At 44.7% G+C, this 16959-nt stretch carries 14 protein-coding genes; 3 read left to right on the top strand and 11 right to left on the bottom strand.

Going from position 1 to position 16959, the window contains the following annotated elements; translation table 11 throughout:
- Positions 1 to 10: 10 nt before the first annotated feature.
- The 4 genes from ACYTPF_RS02320 to ACYTPF_RS02305 all read right to left on the bottom strand — a co-directional run bounded on the left by ACYTPF_RS02320 (position 11) and on the right by ACYTPF_RS02305 (position 7051).
- Positions 11 to 3058: an efflux RND transporter permease subunit gene (locus tag ACYTPF_RS02320; protein ID WP_461851063.1), complete on the bottom strand. Its 3048-nt coding sequence runs from the start codon at positions 3056 to 3058 to the stop codon at positions 11 to 13.
- 3 nt (positions 3059 to 3061) lie between these two features.
- On the bottom strand, positions 3062 to 4195 hold the full coding sequence (locus ACYTPF_RS02315) for an efflux RND transporter periplasmic adaptor subunit (RefSeq protein WP_179983012.1): 1134 nt from the start codon (positions 4193 to 4195) through the stop codon (positions 3062 to 3064).
- A 266-nt stretch (positions 4196 to 4461) separates the two neighbouring features.
- A complete protein-coding gene (locus tag ACYTPF_RS02310) occupies positions 4462 to 6399 on the bottom strand; it encodes a monovalent cation:proton antiporter-2 (CPA2) family protein (protein ID WP_461851062.1) in 1938 nt (645 codons plus the stop codon).
- Position 6400: 1 nt separating this feature from the next.
- Positions 6401 to 7051, bottom strand: coding sequence for an NAD(P)H-dependent oxidoreductase (locus ACYTPF_RS02305; protein WP_461851061.1), 651 nt, complete (start codon positions 7049 to 7051; stop codon positions 6401 to 6403).
- Positions 7052 to 7342: 291 nt separating this feature from the next.
- Between ACYTPF_RS02305 and ACYTPF_RS02300 the strand changes: the two genes are divergently transcribed.
- Positions 7343 to 7837 (top strand): acyloxyacyl hydrolase, encoded by a 495-nt coding sequence (locus ACYTPF_RS02300; protein WP_179983015.1) that lies wholly within the window; start codon positions 7343 to 7345, stop codon positions 7835 to 7837.
- A gap of 144 nt (positions 7838 to 7981) precedes the next feature.
- Here ACYTPF_RS02300 and ACYTPF_RS02295 read toward each other — a convergent pair whose 3' ends face one another.
- Together ACYTPF_RS02295 and ACYTPF_RS02290 are read right to left on the bottom strand one after the other, a co-directional pair.
- Positions 7982 to 10279, bottom strand: a complete 2298-nt coding sequence (locus ACYTPF_RS02295) for a xanthine dehydrogenase family protein molybdopterin-binding subunit (protein ID WP_461851060.1) — start codon at positions 10277 to 10279, stop codon at positions 7982 to 7984.
- Complete coding sequence (locus tag ACYTPF_RS02290) at positions 10276 to 10767, bottom strand: (2Fe-2S)-binding protein (protein WP_269916298.1); 492 nt, start codon at positions 10765 to 10767, stop codon at positions 10276 to 10278. Before ACYTPF_RS02290 ends, ACYTPF_RS02295 begins: the two co-directional genes overlap by 4 nt.
- A gap of 285 nt (positions 10768 to 11052) precedes the next feature.
- Here ACYTPF_RS02290 and ACYTPF_RS02285 point away from each other — a divergent pair, with 285 nt between their 5' ends.
- The gene (locus ACYTPF_RS02285; protein ID WP_025254827.1) at positions 11053 to 11412 is read left to right on the top strand and encodes a winged helix-turn-helix transcriptional regulator; all 360 of its coding nucleotides are present in this window, start codon (positions 11053 to 11055) and stop codon (positions 11410 to 11412) included.
- A 104-nt stretch (positions 11413 to 11516) separates the two neighbouring features.
- On the opposite strand, the gene ACYTPF_RS02280 is transcribed toward ACYTPF_RS02285, so the two are convergent.
- Complete coding sequence (locus ACYTPF_RS02280) at positions 11517 to 11792, bottom strand: putative quinol monooxygenase (protein WP_461851059.1); 276 nt, start codon at positions 11790 to 11792, stop codon at positions 11517 to 11519.
- 242 nt (positions 11793 to 12034) lie between these two features.
- Here ACYTPF_RS02280 and ACYTPF_RS02275 point away from each other — a divergent pair, with 242 nt between their 5' ends.
- Positions 12035 to 13381 (top strand): diguanylate cyclase domain-containing protein, encoded by a 1347-nt coding sequence (locus ACYTPF_RS02275; RefSeq protein ID WP_461851058.1) that lies wholly within the window; start codon positions 12035 to 12037, stop codon positions 13379 to 13381.
- Positions 13382 to 13408: 27 nt separating this feature from the next.
- Here ACYTPF_RS02275 and ACYTPF_RS02270 read toward each other — a convergent pair whose 3' ends face one another.
- The 4 genes from ACYTPF_RS02270 to uraD all read right to left on the bottom strand — a co-directional run bounded on the left by ACYTPF_RS02270 (position 13409) and on the right by uraD (position 16946).
- Positions 13409 to 14689, bottom strand: coding sequence for a urate hydroxylase PuuD (locus ACYTPF_RS02270; protein ID WP_461851057.1), 1281 nt, complete (start codon positions 14687 to 14689; stop codon positions 13409 to 13411).
- A 44-nt stretch (positions 14690 to 14733) separates the two neighbouring features.
- Positions 14734 to 16029, bottom strand: a complete 1296-nt coding sequence (guaD, locus tag ACYTPF_RS02265) for a guanine deaminase (protein WP_461851056.1) — start codon at positions 16027 to 16029, stop codon at positions 14734 to 14736.
- Positions 16030 to 16034: 5 nt separating this feature from the next.
- Complete coding sequence (uraH, locus tag ACYTPF_RS02260) at positions 16035 to 16361, bottom strand: hydroxyisourate hydrolase (RefSeq protein ID WP_269916303.1); 327 nt, start codon at positions 16359 to 16361, stop codon at positions 16035 to 16037.
- An 81-nt stretch (positions 16362 to 16442) separates the two neighbouring features.
- Positions 16443 to 16946 (bottom strand): 2-oxo-4-hydroxy-4-carboxy-5-ureidoimidazoline decarboxylase, encoded by a 504-nt coding sequence (gene uraD / locus ACYTPF_RS02255; protein WP_461851055.1) that lies wholly within the window; start codon positions 16944 to 16946, stop codon positions 16443 to 16445.
- Between the last annotated feature and the right edge of the window lie 13 nt (positions 16947 to 16959).

Below are 16959 nucleotides of genomic sequence, written 5' to 3'. Positions count from 1 at the left end.
TACGCTCTTTTTATTCAGACTTAATGCCGTGGAACGTACAGTGAAGCACAGGCAATATCAGCAATGTGAGCACGGTAGCAACGGTCAGACCGAATACAATAACTACCGCCATTGATGCGAAGAACGCGTCAGAAAATAGCGGGATCATACCCAATATTGTTGTGATAGCAGCCATAGAAACAGGCCGTACACGAGATACCGATGCTTTAACTACGGCATTAAACGCATCGCTATTACCTTTCGCCTGCACGTTTATCTCTTCCATCAACACAATGCCGTTTTTAAGCACCATACCAATAAGGCTCAAGCTGCCAAGCAGCGCCATGAAGGTAAATGGGGCGCCTACTAGTACTAAGCCACCAATAATGCCGATAGTGGTAAGTGGTATTACGCCCCATATGGCTAACGCTTGGCGCAATCGACCAAACAATAATACGGTAATGATAAACATACCCAAAATTCCAATGGGCATACTCGCAAACAGTGCGCTTTGTGCATCTGTTGATGTTTCGTATTCTCCGCCCCATTCAATACGGTAGCCATCGGGCAGTTCAAGTTCTTCTACAAGTGGTCGAACTTTAGCCTGCACACTAGCGGCTGTTTCCCCAGAAAGTGGAAGTGGTTCAGCATAGACAGCTAACATGCGCACTCTGTCTCGGCGTTTTATAATGGGATTGTTCAAGGTCACATCAACATTGCTTATAACGTCAGCCATGCTGATATATTTACCTTGCTCCTGACTCCACACGTTAAGCGAGGCAAGGTTATCTATATCATAGCGCTGGTTCGGGTCGTTGCGCATTACAATCGGAATTAAATCGCTGCCTTCGCGGTATAACCCGACAGTTTCACCTTCATTATTAAGGAGAAACGCGGTGTGAACAGCATCTCGGGTTACCCCAATACGTCTGGCTTGTTCTTCCAAGAATACAGGCTCAATAAATGGGACTTTATTACTCCATGATAAGCGCACGCTATCCATGGTTTGTTCTGCTTGGAATATAGCTTCAACGTCACTACTTATTTCACGCAAAACCTCAGGCTCAGGCCCATATATTCTGGCCTCAATGGCCGCTTTTGCAGAAGGCCCTACTTGTAGAGCTTGTACTTTGTATTGCACGTTGGGGAAGGTTTCGCGCAGTAACTCAATAATTTCTCGCATTCTGGCATCGCGAGCTTCCACTGTACTGGTCTCTACGATAAGTTGCCCATAGCTCGCGTAGCGGTCTTCAGGCGAGTAAGTTAGTGTAAGACGCTGTGCTCCGCCGCCTATTACGCTGGTAATGTTGGCGATCTCAGGCATATCCATCACTTTTTCTTCTAAACGACGTATCGATTGTTCAGTCGTTAAAATATCGCTACCTTCTGGCAGACGTAAGTCTACAAAAAACAGTGGAGTAGATGAGTTAGGAAAGAACGCGTTTTTCACATATTTACCCGACGCGACGCTGCCTACTAGGGCAAGTACGACAAGTACAATAGTGATATATCGATGATTAATGGCAGCAGTAAGTAGTCGCTTATAAATGGTGAAGATAATACCTTTATAAGGGTCGTCATCCTCGCTATCTGATTGACGTTCTTTCTCTGTGTTAAACAGTAAGTCGAAAAAGAATGGGGTAATGGTCAGCGCTGTGATCCAACTTAAGAATAGCGAGAAGCACAGAACCCAGAAAAGGGAGCCAACAAATTCTCCCGTGGCATCAGGGGAAAGCCCAATAGGTGCGAAAGCGGTAATGGCGATAACGGTCGCGCCAAGAAGCGGTAATCCGTTTTGAGAGACTACGTCCTTGGCCGCCTGAAGCTTAGTTTGTCCTTTTCTCACACCAATTAACATGCCTTCGGTTACCACAATGGCGTTGTCGACCAGCATACCTAAGGCAATAATAAGGGCACCTAAGGATATTTTTTGAAGTTCAATGCCTTTTATCGACATTAAAATAAAGGTGCCAAGAATAGTAAGAACAAGAATAAGCCCCATCAGTACGCCGCTACGCCAGCCCATAAATAGCAGCAGTACAAAAATAACGATGGCTACCGCTTCAGCAAGATTGATGAGGAAGCCGGTTACAGAATCGTCGACTACCGAAGGCTGGTTGTAAACAGTATTCAGGCTCATACCAAGTGGCATACGCTGTTCTAGCTCGGAAATTTTGGTATCAAGTCGCTTGCCTACATCAACTACATTTACTGCCGACGCGAACGACACGCCAATAGACAGGGCAGGGGTGCCAGAGCTATGGTACAGAAGCGAAGGAGTATCGTTAAGCTTGCGCTCAATGGTGGCAATATCAGTTAAGCGAATAAGGCCGCTAGCCGGTGAGCCAATGACCACCTGGCCTAATGCCTCCAAATTATCAAACTCACCCGTGGGCTGAATAGAAAGACGCTTACCTTGAACTTTAATTGAACCTGCGTTGCCTACCACGTTTTGAGCAGTTAACAGACCGGCAATAGATTCTGCAGAAACATTAAGGGCTTTCATTTTATCGTGATCTAAAGACACGATAATTTGCTCGGAAACGGTGCCTGCAATGGATACTTTTTTAACGCCATCGACAAGCTGAATTTCTCGCTGCATAAGGTCAGCAAAATCTTCTAACTGTTTTAATGAATAGTCTTCGCTTTGTAAGGTCATCAAAAGCCCATACACATCGCCGAAGTCATCATTAACTATCGATGTACCGGTTCCAGGTGGCAGTGAAGCTTGTGCGTCACCCACTTTACGGCGTAAATTGTCCCAGTATTGCTCTAAATCCTTAGCTTGAACGCTGCTCTTTAATTCAACGGTAATTTGCGACAGCCCTACCATGTTTACAGAACTAATGCGCTTTACGTTGGGTATACGCTGAATGGCCTTTTCAAGCTGAAGCGTGACCTCTTCTTCCACTTGTTCAGGGGTTGCCCCCGGGTATTGCGTTATGACAAGAGCGTTTCTAATCGTAAACTCAGGAAACTCTAGCTGACCAAGACCTAAGAAAGACACAATGCCACCAACACCTAAAATGATGGCGACCATCCAGCTTATAACTTTTTGACGAAAAAAATACTCGACCATGATTTACAGGCCTCCTTCTTTCGTCCACTCAGTAACCGCCTGGCCTTCTTTTACAAGGTGAGCACCAGCAGCGACAATTTTATCTTCGTCGTTTAGCGGTCCCTCAACTAACAAGCCGTTTGAAATAGCGCGTGTGATCATGACCTCTACCGCTTCGACAGTGCCTTTTTTAGTGTCGTCACTATCAGGTTTGAAGCGCCAGACAATGGCCTTTTCTGGCTCTTCATTGTCGGTAACTACAGCACCAAAGGGAACTAACCAAAGTTTAGCATCAGACTCAATGAGCTTGGTCATATCAAGCAATACAGTAGCGCTCATACCAGATAGTACATTGATGTCGTCTGGCTCTGGCAGCGTAATGGTCACTTCATAGCTAAGCTCGCCTTGTCGTGTAGTGCTTTCGTGATCCTTATACATGGCAGCATAACGTTTTTCTGGCATGCCAGAAAAAGTGACCCACGCCATTTCTGAGGTACGGTTTTTGCGGGCTCTAGATCGGTCAATCATGCGCATTTTTTGCTCTGGTAACTGAAACGTTACGTCAATAGCGCCTGGCATATGAAGCTCGGCAATGGTTTGCTGAGGCACAATTACTTGATAGTTTTCAACGGGCACAGAGGCAATAAGCCCAGCAAAAGGTGCACGAAGTTCAGTATAACTTAGCTGGTCTTGTGCATTGGTCAGGCTGGCTTTAGCGGCTAAAAAATTGGCTTTCGCTTCATCAAAGGTAGAGCGGCTTACCGCGCCTTTTTCAACCGATGCTTCCATACGTTCAAACATAGCGGAAGTTACATCGAACTGAGACTGAGCGGTGGCGAGCTGCGCTTTTGCGTCTCTGTCATCAAGCCGTGCGATAAGTTGATTCTCTTTAACTTCCTCGCCCGCTTTTACATTGAGTTCTTGCAGTTTGCCGCCAATGCGAAACGAAAGGTTAGAATACTCTGCTGCTTCCACTTGCCCTGGGAATTTAGCGATGGTCTCGTCTGAATGCTGAACTTTATAAAGTGTTACCGGTGTTGATGAGACTGGTTTTGGTGGAGTGGGGGCGTCTTCACACGCACTTAAGCCAGCAAGTGCAGCAAATGCAACTACAGCGCGCATAGCTACACTGTTAAAGAGACTCTTTTTAGACAACATGGTAACTCTCCATTTAAATAAACCACTTTTTATTCCCATTTTGGCAATGGGTTATCTTTTATTACGCGTATATCCATTCTTTTTAAGAAGGACGTTGTAAAAATCTAATATACGCTTACTTCTTTGTACTTAAAGGTTATAGCGTTATTTGTCGTTTTCGATCAGAATTTTTGTTCACAATTACAAGCGTTAATCGGCAAATACCAATTAACACCTCGACCCGCAGTTCAAAAGCGCAAATTAAGTTCCGCAGAGTTACACACTCATCATTCATTTGTTTTACTTGGTTTTTCATCAGGCGCAAGCTTTTCAGCATACCCTTTTGGTGGTGGCGTCCAGCCACGCATCTTCGAATGTTTGTCATGTAAATCTGCTTTCAGTGCATCTTCAATTAGCGATTCTAGTTCGCTGAACAGTTTAAGGTAGTTGTTGTCTATCCTTTCGCCACTCGCGACATCTACCCACGCGTGATACAGCACATCGTTTTGTTGAGACTCAATGTTCTTGTAAGCCATTTTCTGTCGCTCAACGTGAAAGGGGTGGATATTGAGTGAGCGTAATGCTTCTGCGCCCATCTCTAGCGCACTATGGTAGGTTTCTGATACCACAAAATCTGCGCCCAACTGGCGCAACCGATAGCCATGCCCACGGTCAAAGGCACGGGCAAGCACTTTTACATTGGGAAAGGCGTGCTTAGCATATTTCACCATCTCTGCAGCTGTACTTCTGTCGTCGATGGCGATAACCAATAAAGAGGCTTCCTGTGCCCCAGCGGTATGCAATATGTCAGGTTTAGATGCATCGCCGAAATAAGCTTTATTACCGAAGCGTCTGAAAAGGTCTATTTGCTCAGAGCGAATATCGAGCACAACCGTTTTTACGTCGTTGGCCACTAAGAGGCGATTTACTATCTGCCCAAAACGGCCAATGCCGGCAATGACGACAGTGCCTTTCTCGTCGATAACATCTTCATCACGTTGAGATTTAGCATTTTTATAGTGAGGAATTATGGCTTTGTCGAATAAAATGAAAAGCCCCGGCGTTAAAAACATAGAAATGGCCACGACTAAAGAAAGTATAGAAATGATGTCGCTAGGCAATACATAGTTTTGCGAGGCGAAACTTAACAGTACAAAACCAAACTCACCGGCCTGTGCGAGGCTTAGTGTGAATAGCCATTTATTCTTACCTTTTATTTTAAATAATAAGGCAATAACAAACAGAACTAGGGCCTTAATTAACATAACAGCAAGGGTTAACCCTGCAATTAACACAGGGTTTTCTGAAAGCACAGAAAAGTTAATGCCAGCGCCTACCGTAATAAAAAAGAGGCCCAGCAATAATCCCTTGAACGGTTCGATATTGGCTTCAAGCTCATGCCTGAATTCACTGTTAGCTAGAACTACACCCGCTAAAAATGCGCCAAGGGCAGGAGAGAGCCCGACCAGCCCCATTAAAGCTGCAATTCCGATAATGAGCATAAGCGCGGTTGCGGTAAAAATTTCTCGTAATCCAGATGCGGCCACAAACTTAAATAATGGGCGACTTAAGTAGTGTCCTCCGATGGTTAAAAAGGCAATTGAGCTAATGATCACGAGACCTGAAGCCCAAGGGGCAAGCCCTTCAACAAGGTTTAGACTATCGTGCGATCCTGTATCGCCGCCATGTGCATTTCCTGCTTCGACCAGCTCGGGTATGGCAAGAAGAGGTATAAGCGCAAGCATGGGAATAACGGCGATATCCTGAAACAGCAAAACGGAGAAGGCGCTTTTGCCCCCCTCAGTTTTCTGAAGGCCTTTTTCTTGTAGTGTTTGCAAAACAATAGCGGTTGAAGAAAGAGCAAAAATAAGGCCTATTGTAAGAGCAATGCCAAAAGGCTGGTCAAGAAATAAGGCGACGCCGGTGATAAGAGCGGTGGTGAGTGCTAATTGTAGCCCGCCTAAGCCTATTAGTTTGGACTTCATTGCCCATAGTGACCGAGGCTCTAGCTCCAACCCCACTAAAAACAGCATCATTACTACGCCGAATTCAGCAAAGTGTTGAATGGCAACCGTCTCATCGCCAACGAGCCCGAAAACTGGCCCGATAACAAGGCCTGCAATTAAATAACCAAGTACAGATCCTAACCCAAGGCGCTTTGCTATTGGCACTGCTATTACTGCGGCAATAAGGTAAATAAATGCATATAGAAAATAGCCAGTCACGTTAATCTCCTTGAGATGTACAAAGGTCTGCGAGATTCTCGATATACTTTGCTTTTTCTAAATCGAGGGTATTGGAGGTTAATTTGTTAAGCAGAGTTGTCCACTTACCCCTATGTTCGGCTACCCGATGCTCTTCTTGGGCGGTACGGGAACCGAATATTGCAAACGGAGCGATGTAGGTCATATGCGTGATTTGCGCCATTTGCTCTAATGGCTGAAGTAGTTGTCTAATGGTGTAATGATTGAAACCGTCAGTTTGGTAGGCTTCTTCTTTACCGCCTGCACTCAACGCACAAAGAAACAATTTATCTTTAAGTGCAGTGCCTTCATGACCGTAGGCGAACCCATATTCCAACACCAAGTCTTGCCATTCTTTTAAAATTGAAGGGGTCGAATACCAGTAAAGAGGGAACAAAAACACAACGACATCGTGATCGATCAAACGCTGCTGTTCCCGTTCAATATCAATATTGAAATCGGGGTACTCTGCGTATAAATCTACTGCGGTAACGTGTTTATTTAGCTGGGCTTCATGGAAGAGCGGCACGTTTACTTCAGAGTGCGTTTGTGCGGGGTGGGCAAACAAAACCAGTACCTTTTTACTTCTCTTGGTGTTTTCAATAGCATGTTTAATGGAGTTTTCGTCTGTCATACATCTCTACTCAGTTTTACAGCCAATATTTCTGACGCTGTTTGGGTCTTATTGATGTTAAGCGCACACCAAAGGTCAGCAGTCACCCGTCTAATCCTTTATTCAAACTTTACGTTTAGAGCAATTCGTAATGTCTGTTTCCGCAAAGTTATAAGGTAACTAATATTTAGTAGGTTGAAAAAAGTAACCTAATTACCATTATGAACTCACAAATGGAAATACCCTCGAAGACGACTTCGAAAAAAGCTTAGACGGAACGCTACTTTTAATTTTGCTTAAAACAGTATAAACATGAAAACACCAGTAAAAACACTCGCACTTGCATTATCTTTACTTTCACCTTTTGCATCGCTTTCCACTTATGCTCTACCTCAAGGTACAGAACTCAAAGCTGGGGCTGCGGTTTGGAATCTGTTTGATGACGCAGACCGTTACGCATTGCATGTGGCCTATGTTCACAAACCGCTTGAATCATTTTACGGAGTTCGACCAACAGTTCTCTTGGTAAACGCAGATCAAGGTCAACACTATTTCGCTGCGGGATTGGCAAAAGACGTCTACAAATACAATGACTTTTCCCTACGTGTTGCTTTTCATGCCGGTATTGTTGATGAGTCTGAAAATCTAGGCGACACCATTGAGTTTTACTCATCGCTCTCTGGTTTATACAACGTCTCTGAAACTTTTTCGCTAGAAGCTGAAGTTGGTCATATTTCTAACGGTGGGCTAGGGGACACAAACCCGGGTTCAGAGTCGTTCGTATTAAGTGCTCACTATCTTTTTTAGCAACAAGCTAGTGCCCCCAACAGGTTAAATAAGCGCTTCCTTTTAATATAAAACAACCCGCAAAAGTGCGGGTTGTTTTTTACTTTGCTCAACTATTCCATGTTTAGTGTCAGCGCTCTAGCTTTAATACTCAATAGCTAGACCCTAAGCCTTAAGCGCCTTTTTGACGTCGCTTGATAACATGGGGAGGTGTCGCAACCTTACACCTACCGCATTATAAACCGCATTACCTACAGCTGGTGCTACGCCAATAACTCCTGGCTCGCCAAGTCCCACTGGAAATTCATTACTTTCAATGAACTCAATGTCCATATCAGGGACATCATTCATTCTAAGTGGCTGGTAAGTGGTTAAGTTTTTCTTTGCCACGTAGCCGTCTTTTATCTCATTGTGTTCGAATAACGCAAGGCTAGTTCCCCATAGCAAAGACCCTTCCATTTGTGCCATAGCGCCATCTGGATGAACAACAATACCCGCGTCAGCTACTACCCATAATTTTTTAAGCGTGATCTTACCGCTACTTTTATCTACATGAACATGCGCTGCAGTAGCAAGCCATGCAGGCATGGTGCGTTCTTGTCCTGCAGTTACACTAAACCCAATACCTTCGTTCTCACCAAGTGCAACATTAGCCGTCTTGTCTTTAAGCTTTTTCAAAGCGTGAGCTAGGCGCGTTGCTCCGCCAACACTTTCCGGCGCTTTACCCGCTTGTTTGCCTTTGCCGTCTAGCATAGACAGCCTAAAGTCTACGGGGTTTTGGTTTGCTTTATGTGCTACTTCGTCAATAAAGCTTTCAAGTCCCCACACTATCCACCCTTGACCTACAGAGCGAAGCCATCCTGGAGTAAAGGTTTCTTGCGCGACTTTGTTGTTTATCACTCGTGCGCGGTGATGTTGCATGGTATACCAATGATCTGCACCCGAGGCGGAAAACGGATCGAATTTGCCTTTACCATCAACACCGTCTGGCATAAACCCTGGAGCCATTGCCAATGTTGGCCAGCCGGCAGCAAGTGCGTGCTCCATCCCTGTGAAATTCCCAGCGTCGTCGAAATAGGCGTTAAATAACGAGGTCGATGCTGAACGAGGTTGGTCAAACATGGTATCGTCTGGGCGCATGAAAAGCATTTTTACAGGTTGCCCAGCGGCTTTCGCGGTAAGTAGAGCAGGAATTATCCAATCACCAAAAAGGCGTCGTCCGAAGCCTCCGCCAAGGTAGTATTGGTGTATGACTACATCAGAGTCGGGTACGCCTGCGGCTTTTGCTACTGCTGGCAGTGTAAGCCCTTGCCACTGGTTACCCGTGTGGACATGCCATTTGCCTTCTTTAAATTCAGCGATTGCGTTTAGCGGCTCAAGTTGAAAGTGACTCGCTGTTGCTGTGGTATACATGGCCTCGATTGATTCAGCTGCCTGCTTTCCAGCATTCTCGATATTCCCCTCATCGACAAACAGCGTACCTTCACTTCTGTCACGGCAGATTCGTTCCCCCTCTTTTTGAATGTCAGCTTCGCTCACATTTCCTGTTTTACCCGCGTTATAGCTGACCTTCACTTTATCGATAGCTTTGATTGCCGTCGGATAGTCAGAAGCGAGTACCGCAACCCATCCTTCAACGGTACCTGATGGGTCGTTGAGAATTTTGTACCCTTTGTAACCGGGCAATGATTTCGCTTGGCTGTCATCCACCTTAGTGACTTTACTGCCATAACGAGTAGGCGGAAGTATGGGGCGAGCGTACAGCATGTTGTCTACTTCAACATCAATGCCGTAAACTGCTGTACCATCTGTTTTTGGTGGTATATCGAGTGCTTTATATTGGTTACCCAAGCCGATAAGGTGTTTCTTATTTCCCGGCTTAATCGGTAAGCTTTCTAATTCGTCTGCCGAATAAACCTTATCTATATTACCGTTCGCAACAATATCGCCGTAGCTTATTTTCTTACTGCCAGATACTACGAAGCCCGCGTTAGCTTCACAACCTGATACTGGTACGCCTAATAATTTAGCACCGGCACTAAGTAGTACTTGGCGACCAGCAGCCCCTGCTTGCGACATAGGTTTGTAAGTTTGGAAAACAGACCATGAACCGCCTGTCACCATGTAACCCCACTTAGGGTCGGTATCAACGTGCACAATGGAAACTTTGTCCCATTCGCACTCTAGTTCGTCTGCTAAGATACGCGCTAAAGCAGTGCCAACATGCTGTCCCATTTCAGCTTTAGCGATATTTACCGTCACGTGACCCTGGGTGTCCATCTCAAACCAGACGTTAGGTGAAAATGTTTTGTTTTCTATGGCTTCTTTAGCTGATAACACGGATGGTATTGCCGAGGCACCAAACGCCATGAAAAGTGATGTCTTAAGTGAGCCCGCCATAAATGAGCGACGAGACAAGTTTATTGTGTCTTTTTTCTCTTTAGATAGGTCTTTAATGCTCATGCGTTTTCACCTTCTGATGAAGCCTTAGGGTCGTAATGCTGCACCGTAGAAGTTGCGGCGCGCTTGATCGCTTTTTTTATTCTTGTGTAAGCCATACAACGACAATAATTACCATTCATGTGATTAACGATGTCTTGGTCACTAGGATTAGGGTTGCTATCCAGTAGTGTCGCTGCCTGCATAATTTGACCAGACTGGCAGTAGCCACACTGTGGTACTTGTTCCTCGACCCAAGCCGACTGCAAAGGATGCTCACCGTTTAAACTTTCGATTGTATTGACCTTCTTTCCATTAACGAGAGAGACAGGGTAAGAGCATGAACGAATAGCATTGCCATCGATATGAACGGTGCATACGCCGCACATGGCCACACCACATCCGAATTTAGTACCTTTTAATCCAAATTCATCGCGAATCACCCAAACAAGGGGCGTATCTGAGGCAGCATCCGTCTGCACTGTTTTTCCATTTAATGTAAATTCAATCATGGTAATCATCACCGTGAAGTTAGAGTCTAAATGCTCTCGCCAAAGTAAGCCTTGGTTTGAACGGTCTGTTTTGCCTGTATTTTTTGCCCAACAATATTGTATATCGGTATTAGTCTTATGCTTTGGGCGTGAGTACTTTGTGAACCTTTTATTTATAAAGTAGACTAATTGACAAGAGATATACGACTGTCAGCCAAAATGGTTTATGTGGTATAGTTTAGTTACCTTGTTCAACTAAGCAATTAGTTTACTTTTAGTTACTAGGTGCTTTTTTAAAGGACGTTAATGAAAACTGAAATAAAAACAGACGCTAAGGGTAGAAAAACCGTTTTAAATACGTGTACAGAGCCGTGCGCCATTGAACGCGGCATGCGTTTGATAGGTGGTAAATGGACAGGCTCTATTATTTATCATTTAAAAGACGAGCCTGTTAGGTTTAACGACTTATGTAGAATGCTAGGTGGCGCAAGCCGCAAGATGGTAGACCAGCGCTTAAAAGAGCTTGAAAACAACGGTATGGTTATACGCAATGTTATCGACTCTCGCCCTATAGCCGTTGCTTATAGCCTGACGGATTTTGGCCGTTCTGCCCTAGATATCCTCGAACAACTGCGAGTCTGGTCTGAAAGCCATACGAACGATTAACGAATGCTGATAAACATGCAGATTGATTAAGGCAATGAACGCATCTGTTCACTGCCTTTAAATGGCGCGCTAGAACAGCGCTTAAGTTCTCAAACATCTTAAAATTAGACTGGCACTATCGGTAATCTAAGAACCTTTTCAACAAGGTCACTCGCTTTTTCTTGAAAATTGGTAAAGTGCTTAGTAGCTTCATGGGCATCAAGTGCTGCTTGCGATTGCCATTTTTCCGTAATAACAAACACACCCTCCTCACTTGAATGTAGGTCATACATTACAGCCCCTTTTTCCTCGCGGCTAGCCCTAACCAAAGGTATTAAAACATTTAACAGGGCTTCATTTTGATTAGGCTTAGAAAAAATAATAACTGAGAACTCGATCATTAAATTTGTCCTTAGTAAAAAACTCTAAACATATGCACGCTATAAATTTTGTGTAGTGTTTAAAGATGATTTGCCACTTTTTTAAGGTGAGAGACTGGCAACTTACCTTAATACTTTTTATGTGTTTGCAAGCGCGAGTATTAGTGATATCTAAGCCATTTTCTTAGTTATTCGCGTTAGCTAAGAAAAAAAACTAATCTATACTTGTTTATACTAAAGTATAAGATAGCTAAGTGCTTAACGTGAGCACTATTTTTATTGAGGCGACGGAATGCAATTACCTAGCGGGGCGATGCCCTATGTTTGAAGAAACCTTTTACTCTTGTCCAGTAGGACTTGCCCATGTCAGTGTGGATGGAAGCTTCATCCGTGTGAACAAACCACTGTGTGATTTTTTAGGTTATTCAAATGAGGAACTTACTAAACTTACTTTTCAAGAATTAACCTCTCCAGAATATTTAGACCGAGATCTGGGTTATTTAGAAAGCCTTTTAAAAGGCGAGGTTGATAACTACACGCTGGAAAAGCGCTATTTAAGGCGAGACGGAGAACAGGTATGGGCTCAGCTAACCGTTTCCATGGTCAGAGACCAGCGGGGTAACCCAGACTACTTTATTTCTGTGGTCGAGGACATTGATGAAAAAAAGCGTATTCAATCTGAGCTTTTTCAAGTTGATGCACTGTTCAGTAAAATTGTTAGTGCGTTTTCGAACAGAACCTTTATATGGGTAGCGACGCCTGATTTAAAAAAGCTGCAATATGTCAATGATGGGTATGAAAAGATTTTCGGGCGCAATGAATTTGAGCTTTACTGTAACCCCATTGGATTTATTGACCATGTTCACGAAGATGATAGAGCGCGGGTTTTAAAAGTGTTCAGTCAGCGGCCTTTGCAAAATTGGGATATTCAATATCGTATTTATGATTCAAAAGGCGAGGTAAAGTACCTTCACGACCGAGGCAGTCTGATCTATGACGACAGCGAGATGCATTCGCTTATTTTAGGTACCGCAGACGATGTAACGAGAGAGAAGTCGCAGCAGCAGGCTTTGATGAGTGCTGTTACTAAATTAGAGCACCTCTCTAAAACCGATGCACTTACAGGGCTTGCCAATAGAAGAGAGATTTTTAGTCAGTTAAGCGATGAGATTGCTCGAATGGGACGAGGTCAAAAAGCGTCTACTCTTGTTTATGTTGACCTCAATAAATTTAAAGAAATCAATGATAAATACGGTCACAAAATTGGTGACAAAGCGTTAGTCGAATTTTCACAAAGAATGGGCGCACTTTTGCGCGATAGCGACAGGTTTGGTCGTATCGGCGGTGATGAGTTTGTAATTTTGCTTTACGGCACGGACGAATTCGAAACAGCGGCATTCTTCGACAGAATTCAAGACAGTAGATTTGAACTACATACTGAGGAAAACAATGCCATCGCTATCAACTTCAGCGCAGGCTGGGTGCAGTGGAACGAAGGTATCGATTCTGTGCAGGCGTGGTTAGACCGAGCTGATGAGGTAATGTATGAAAAAAAGCAACGTGGGCAAGTTGTAGCAGCGATTAATAGCAAATGGGGTAAAGCGATGTAGCCAAGCAGCTACATCGCACATCGTATTTTACTGCTGTCGCTGTGCAAACCAGCGCGCTATAATTTGCCTTTCTTCTTCGGTCATCTTTGTTTTGTTCAAAAACGGCATGTCTTTGGTCACTGTGGTTCTTCGAACCACTTGTGGTGCGAACCTTTCAACATCTTCCCATGAATCTAAGACCACGCCTAAAGGCGCCACTTTGAAAATCTCATCGGTTGGTGTGCGCGAGTGGCAGCTTACACAGTGAGTGGTAATTAGACTCGCGACGGTATCGTTACTAACCACTGTCGATGTTTCGTTTTCTATTTCGCTTGTAGGCGCGCTTAAATCAGGTTGAGCCGCTGTGTTTGCGCTCATGGCTGAAGAAGGTAGCGCGTCATTATGACTCAACGGTTGAATTGAAGATGCTTGTGGCCAAGATACCCACAGTGCTATAGCGAGCATGGCGACAGCGCCAGAGACTAATATACTTGGTTTAGTGGTACCCACGTGGCGCAAGTTAAAGAAATGGCGTATCCACGCTGCAGCGGCCATTATGGCAATGAGTACCAGCCAATTTTGAGGATGCTGATAGGTCATTGGGTAGTGATTTGAAATCATAATAAACAGTAGGGGTAGCGTGAAGTAATTATTGTGCACCGAGCGAAGTTTGGCACTTGCGCCCCACGCAGGGTCTATATCTTTTTTGTCAGCTACCGCAGCTACCATTTTGCGCTGGTTAGGCATAATATTGAAAAATACGTTACCTGCCATGATGGTGCCAATAAGGGCTCCTACATGAATATAAGCGCCTCGACCGCTAAACCATTGGGTAGACAGATAGCTAACGACACACACTAGAGCAACTAACCCAATACCAAAAGCAAGAGGGTATTTGGCCAATGGACTACGACATGCGAATTCGTATATGGCAAGCCCACCAAAGATTAATCCAAGTCCTAGTGATATTGCCGTAGCTGGCGACATGGCGTTGACAGATGGATCAATAAGGTAAGCGCTGGCACCGAAGTAATAAACGATAATCAAAAGGGCAAAGCCTGATAACCAAGTCGTATAGGCTTCCCATTTGAACCAGTGTAATGTTTCGGGCATTTTCTCTGGTCCATAGGCGTATTTTGCTACCTCGTAGAAGCCACCGCCATGAATGGCCCATAAATCCCCTTTAATCCCTTTGTCTTGTTTCCACTTAGGTGGCGTTCGCAAGTTGTTGTCTAGCCATATGAAGTAGAACGACGCACCAATCCAAGCTACACCGGCCACAACGTGAAACCAACGTACAAATAAACTTATCCAATCTAGCCACGGCATTATTATTCTCCTTATTTAGGGCCGGCTGGCCCTATAGTAGCTTGTTACTCTTTATCTTCTTTGGTGTAGCGGCAGGTACCGCTTATCCACGTCTGCTCGATAGCGCGGTCATCACCTAAAATACTAAGCGCGAAAAATACATCATCGAACTGTGCATCTTCTTTTATACGCAATCGTGTTAATTCATCGAACCTTGGCTCTACAACAATAAAATCAGCGGTAGAACCTGGGTTTAAGTTACCAATTTCATGATCAAGCGCATGGGCCACTGCTGCGCCTTGGGTCATAAGATAAAACCCTTCCAGCGGGCTAATGGGCTCGTTGCGCAACTGACTGACCTTGTATGCATCGCCATAGGTCTTAAACATGTTGAATGTGGTACCTGCGCCCACATCGGTAGCCATGGCAACATGTACTTTATTAGCACGCGCTGCGGTCATATCAAAAAGCCCGCTGCCTAAAAACAAGTTAGATGTAGGGCAAAACGCAACCGTAGCGCCGCTGTCGCCAAGGCGCGCCCATTCGTTAGGCGTAAGGTGAATACCGTGGCCAAACACTGCGCGCTCGCGCACCAAGTTGTAGCTGTCGTAAACATCTAGATAGCCGTCAACGTTAGGGAATAAGCTTTTAACCCATGCAATCTCGTCTAAATTTTCAGACAAGTGGGTTTGGATGAATACGTCGGGATACTGCTGGGCAAGTTCGCCTAATGCGGCAAGCTGGGCTTCTGTGCTTGTAGGGGCAAAACGAGGCGTTAACGCATAGCGGTTACGCCCCTTGTTGTGCCAAGTTTCAATTAACTCTGCACTATCAGCTTGTGCTGTGTCAGGGCAATCGTTCAGCGCACTTGGACAGTTTCTGTCCATACACACTTTACCTGCCACTATCGCCATATCAATTTCACTGGCGGCGCTAAATAGTGCTTGGCTACTGCTTTTATGAACGGTAGTAAATACAAACCCTGTGGTGGTACCGTTCTTTAGTAGCTGGTTTAAAAATACTTTTGCGATGGTGTCGGCGTGTTCGCTATCGGCAAACTGCATTTCAGTGGGAAACGTGTAGTTTTCAAGCCAGCTCAATAGCTGCTCACCGTAGTGGGCAATACTTTGGGTTTGCGGGTAATGCAGGTGGCTGTCTATTACGCCCGGTAAAATCCACTTACCCGAAAAATCTGTGACAGTGGCCGCAGGGTAACGTTCAGCAATGTCGCTAAACGGGCCAATGTCTTTTATTTCTTTGTTATCTACTAGCAAGCCACCATCTTTAAAAATGGCAATGTCATTATCAAATTGTGTGGTTTGTTTAGGAAAGTGCGCAATGCTTGCACGAAAAAGCTGCATGTTTATTAGCTGCCCCTGTAGCTGCTGAAACCGAATGGAGAAATAAGAAGTGGTACGTGATAGTGACCACCATTCTCAACAAGTTCAAACGTAATATCAATGTGTGGATAGAAACTGCTGCCATGAGTTTGTGTTAAGTACTCCTTGCAGTGAAAGCGCAAGTTATAAACCCCTGCAGCAAAACCATCATCAACGCCCCAATTTTTAAAGCGGCCGTCACTGTCGGTTTCTCCAGAGAGGGTGCTGCCGTCAGGTAATGTAAGAGTAAGTGCAATGCCTTGCGCTGGCTTACCCAATGTGGTGTCGAGTACGTGGCTTGAAAGCGTATTCATACTATAGTCCTAAAAATTTTTTAAATTCGTATTACTGTTCTATATGGCATAAGCGCCTAGGCTGACGATTAAGGCTTCACACTAATTAAGCGCTTTATTAAGACGTAACAGGGTTATCTTTATTTGCTGTGCACCAGCATTAGATATTTCTTGCTGCGTGGTATTCGGCAGCCTTTCTTGTAGTGCTGCTAGCATGGTTTGCGCAGAAAGCCCGGTAGCGCAGATGATAAAAATAAACCCATGCTTGTCTAAATAGGCGTGATTAGCTTCTTTTAGTTGATGCAAGACGGCCTCAGACGCACTAGCAGTACCTGATTGTTCTCCGGCAGCAATAGCTTTAGTGTTGGCAAACTTTTTACGCAATGAGTCTACGTCACCAATCATTGGGTGCGCGGTAAAGGCTTCTAAATAGTCATCATCGCTACATTTTGCCCAAGCATCTTTTGCTTGATTAACCAGGGCGTCTTGATTGCTGTAAGGGCGGGCTTCTACCATTTGGTAGATCCATGCTTTCGCCGCGCAGCATTGCTCAAACCAAGAAAATGCTTCGTCAGCGCTTAGTGTATTTAATTCAGTAAGTGTCACTGCTGGTATCCTT

It is taken from the genome of Alteromonas sp. HB246098 (assembly GCF_054890645.1).
The sequence above is the reverse complement of the archived record's forward strand: the minus strand, read 5'-3'. Positions and strand labels throughout refer to the sequence as shown.

Bases quoted from the DNA above. Each gene is read 5' to 3' on its own strand.
- ACYTPF_RS02270 (WP_461851057.1), bottom strand. From the start codon at position 14,689: ATGCCGTGGCTAGATTGGATAAGTTTATTTGTACGTTGGTTTCACGTT.
- ACYTPF_RS02295 (WP_461851060.1), bottom strand. From the start codon at position 10,279: ATGAGCATTAAAGACCTATCTAAAGAGAAAAAAGACACAATAAACTTG.
- ACYTPF_RS02280 (WP_461851059.1), bottom strand. From the start codon at position 11,792: ATGATCGAGTTCTCAGTTATTATTTTTTCTAAGCCTAATCAAAATGAA.
- ACYTPF_RS02290 (WP_269916298.1), bottom strand. From the start codon at position 10,767: ATGATTGAATTTACATTAAATGGAAAAACAGTGCAGACGGATGCTGCC.
- ACYTPF_RS02300 (WP_179983015.1), top strand. From the start codon at position 7,343: ATGAAAACACCAGTAAAAACACTCGCACTTGCATTATCTTTACTTTCA.
- ACYTPF_RS02285 (WP_025254827.1), top strand. From the start codon at position 11,053: ATGAAAACTGAAATAAAAACAGACGCTAAGGGTAGAAAAACCGTTTTA.
- guaD (WP_461851056.1), bottom strand. From the start codon at position 16,029: ATGCAGCTTTTTCGTGCAAGCATTGCGCACTTTCCTAAACAAACCACA.
- ACYTPF_RS02315 (WP_179983012.1), bottom strand. From the start codon at position 4,195: ATGTTGTCTAAAAAGAGTCTCTTTAACAGTGTAGCTATGCGCGCTGTA.
- ACYTPF_RS02320 (WP_461851063.1), bottom strand. From the start codon at position 3,058: ATGGTCGAGTATTTTTTTCGTCAAAAAGTTATAAGCTGGATGGTCGCC.
- uraH (WP_269916303.1), bottom strand. From the start codon at position 16,361: ATGAATACGCTTTCAAGCCACGTACTCGACACCACATTGGGTAAGCCA.
- ACYTPF_RS02305 (WP_461851061.1), bottom strand. From the start codon at position 7,051: ATGACAGACGAAAACTCCATTAAACATGCTATTGAAAACACCAAGAGA.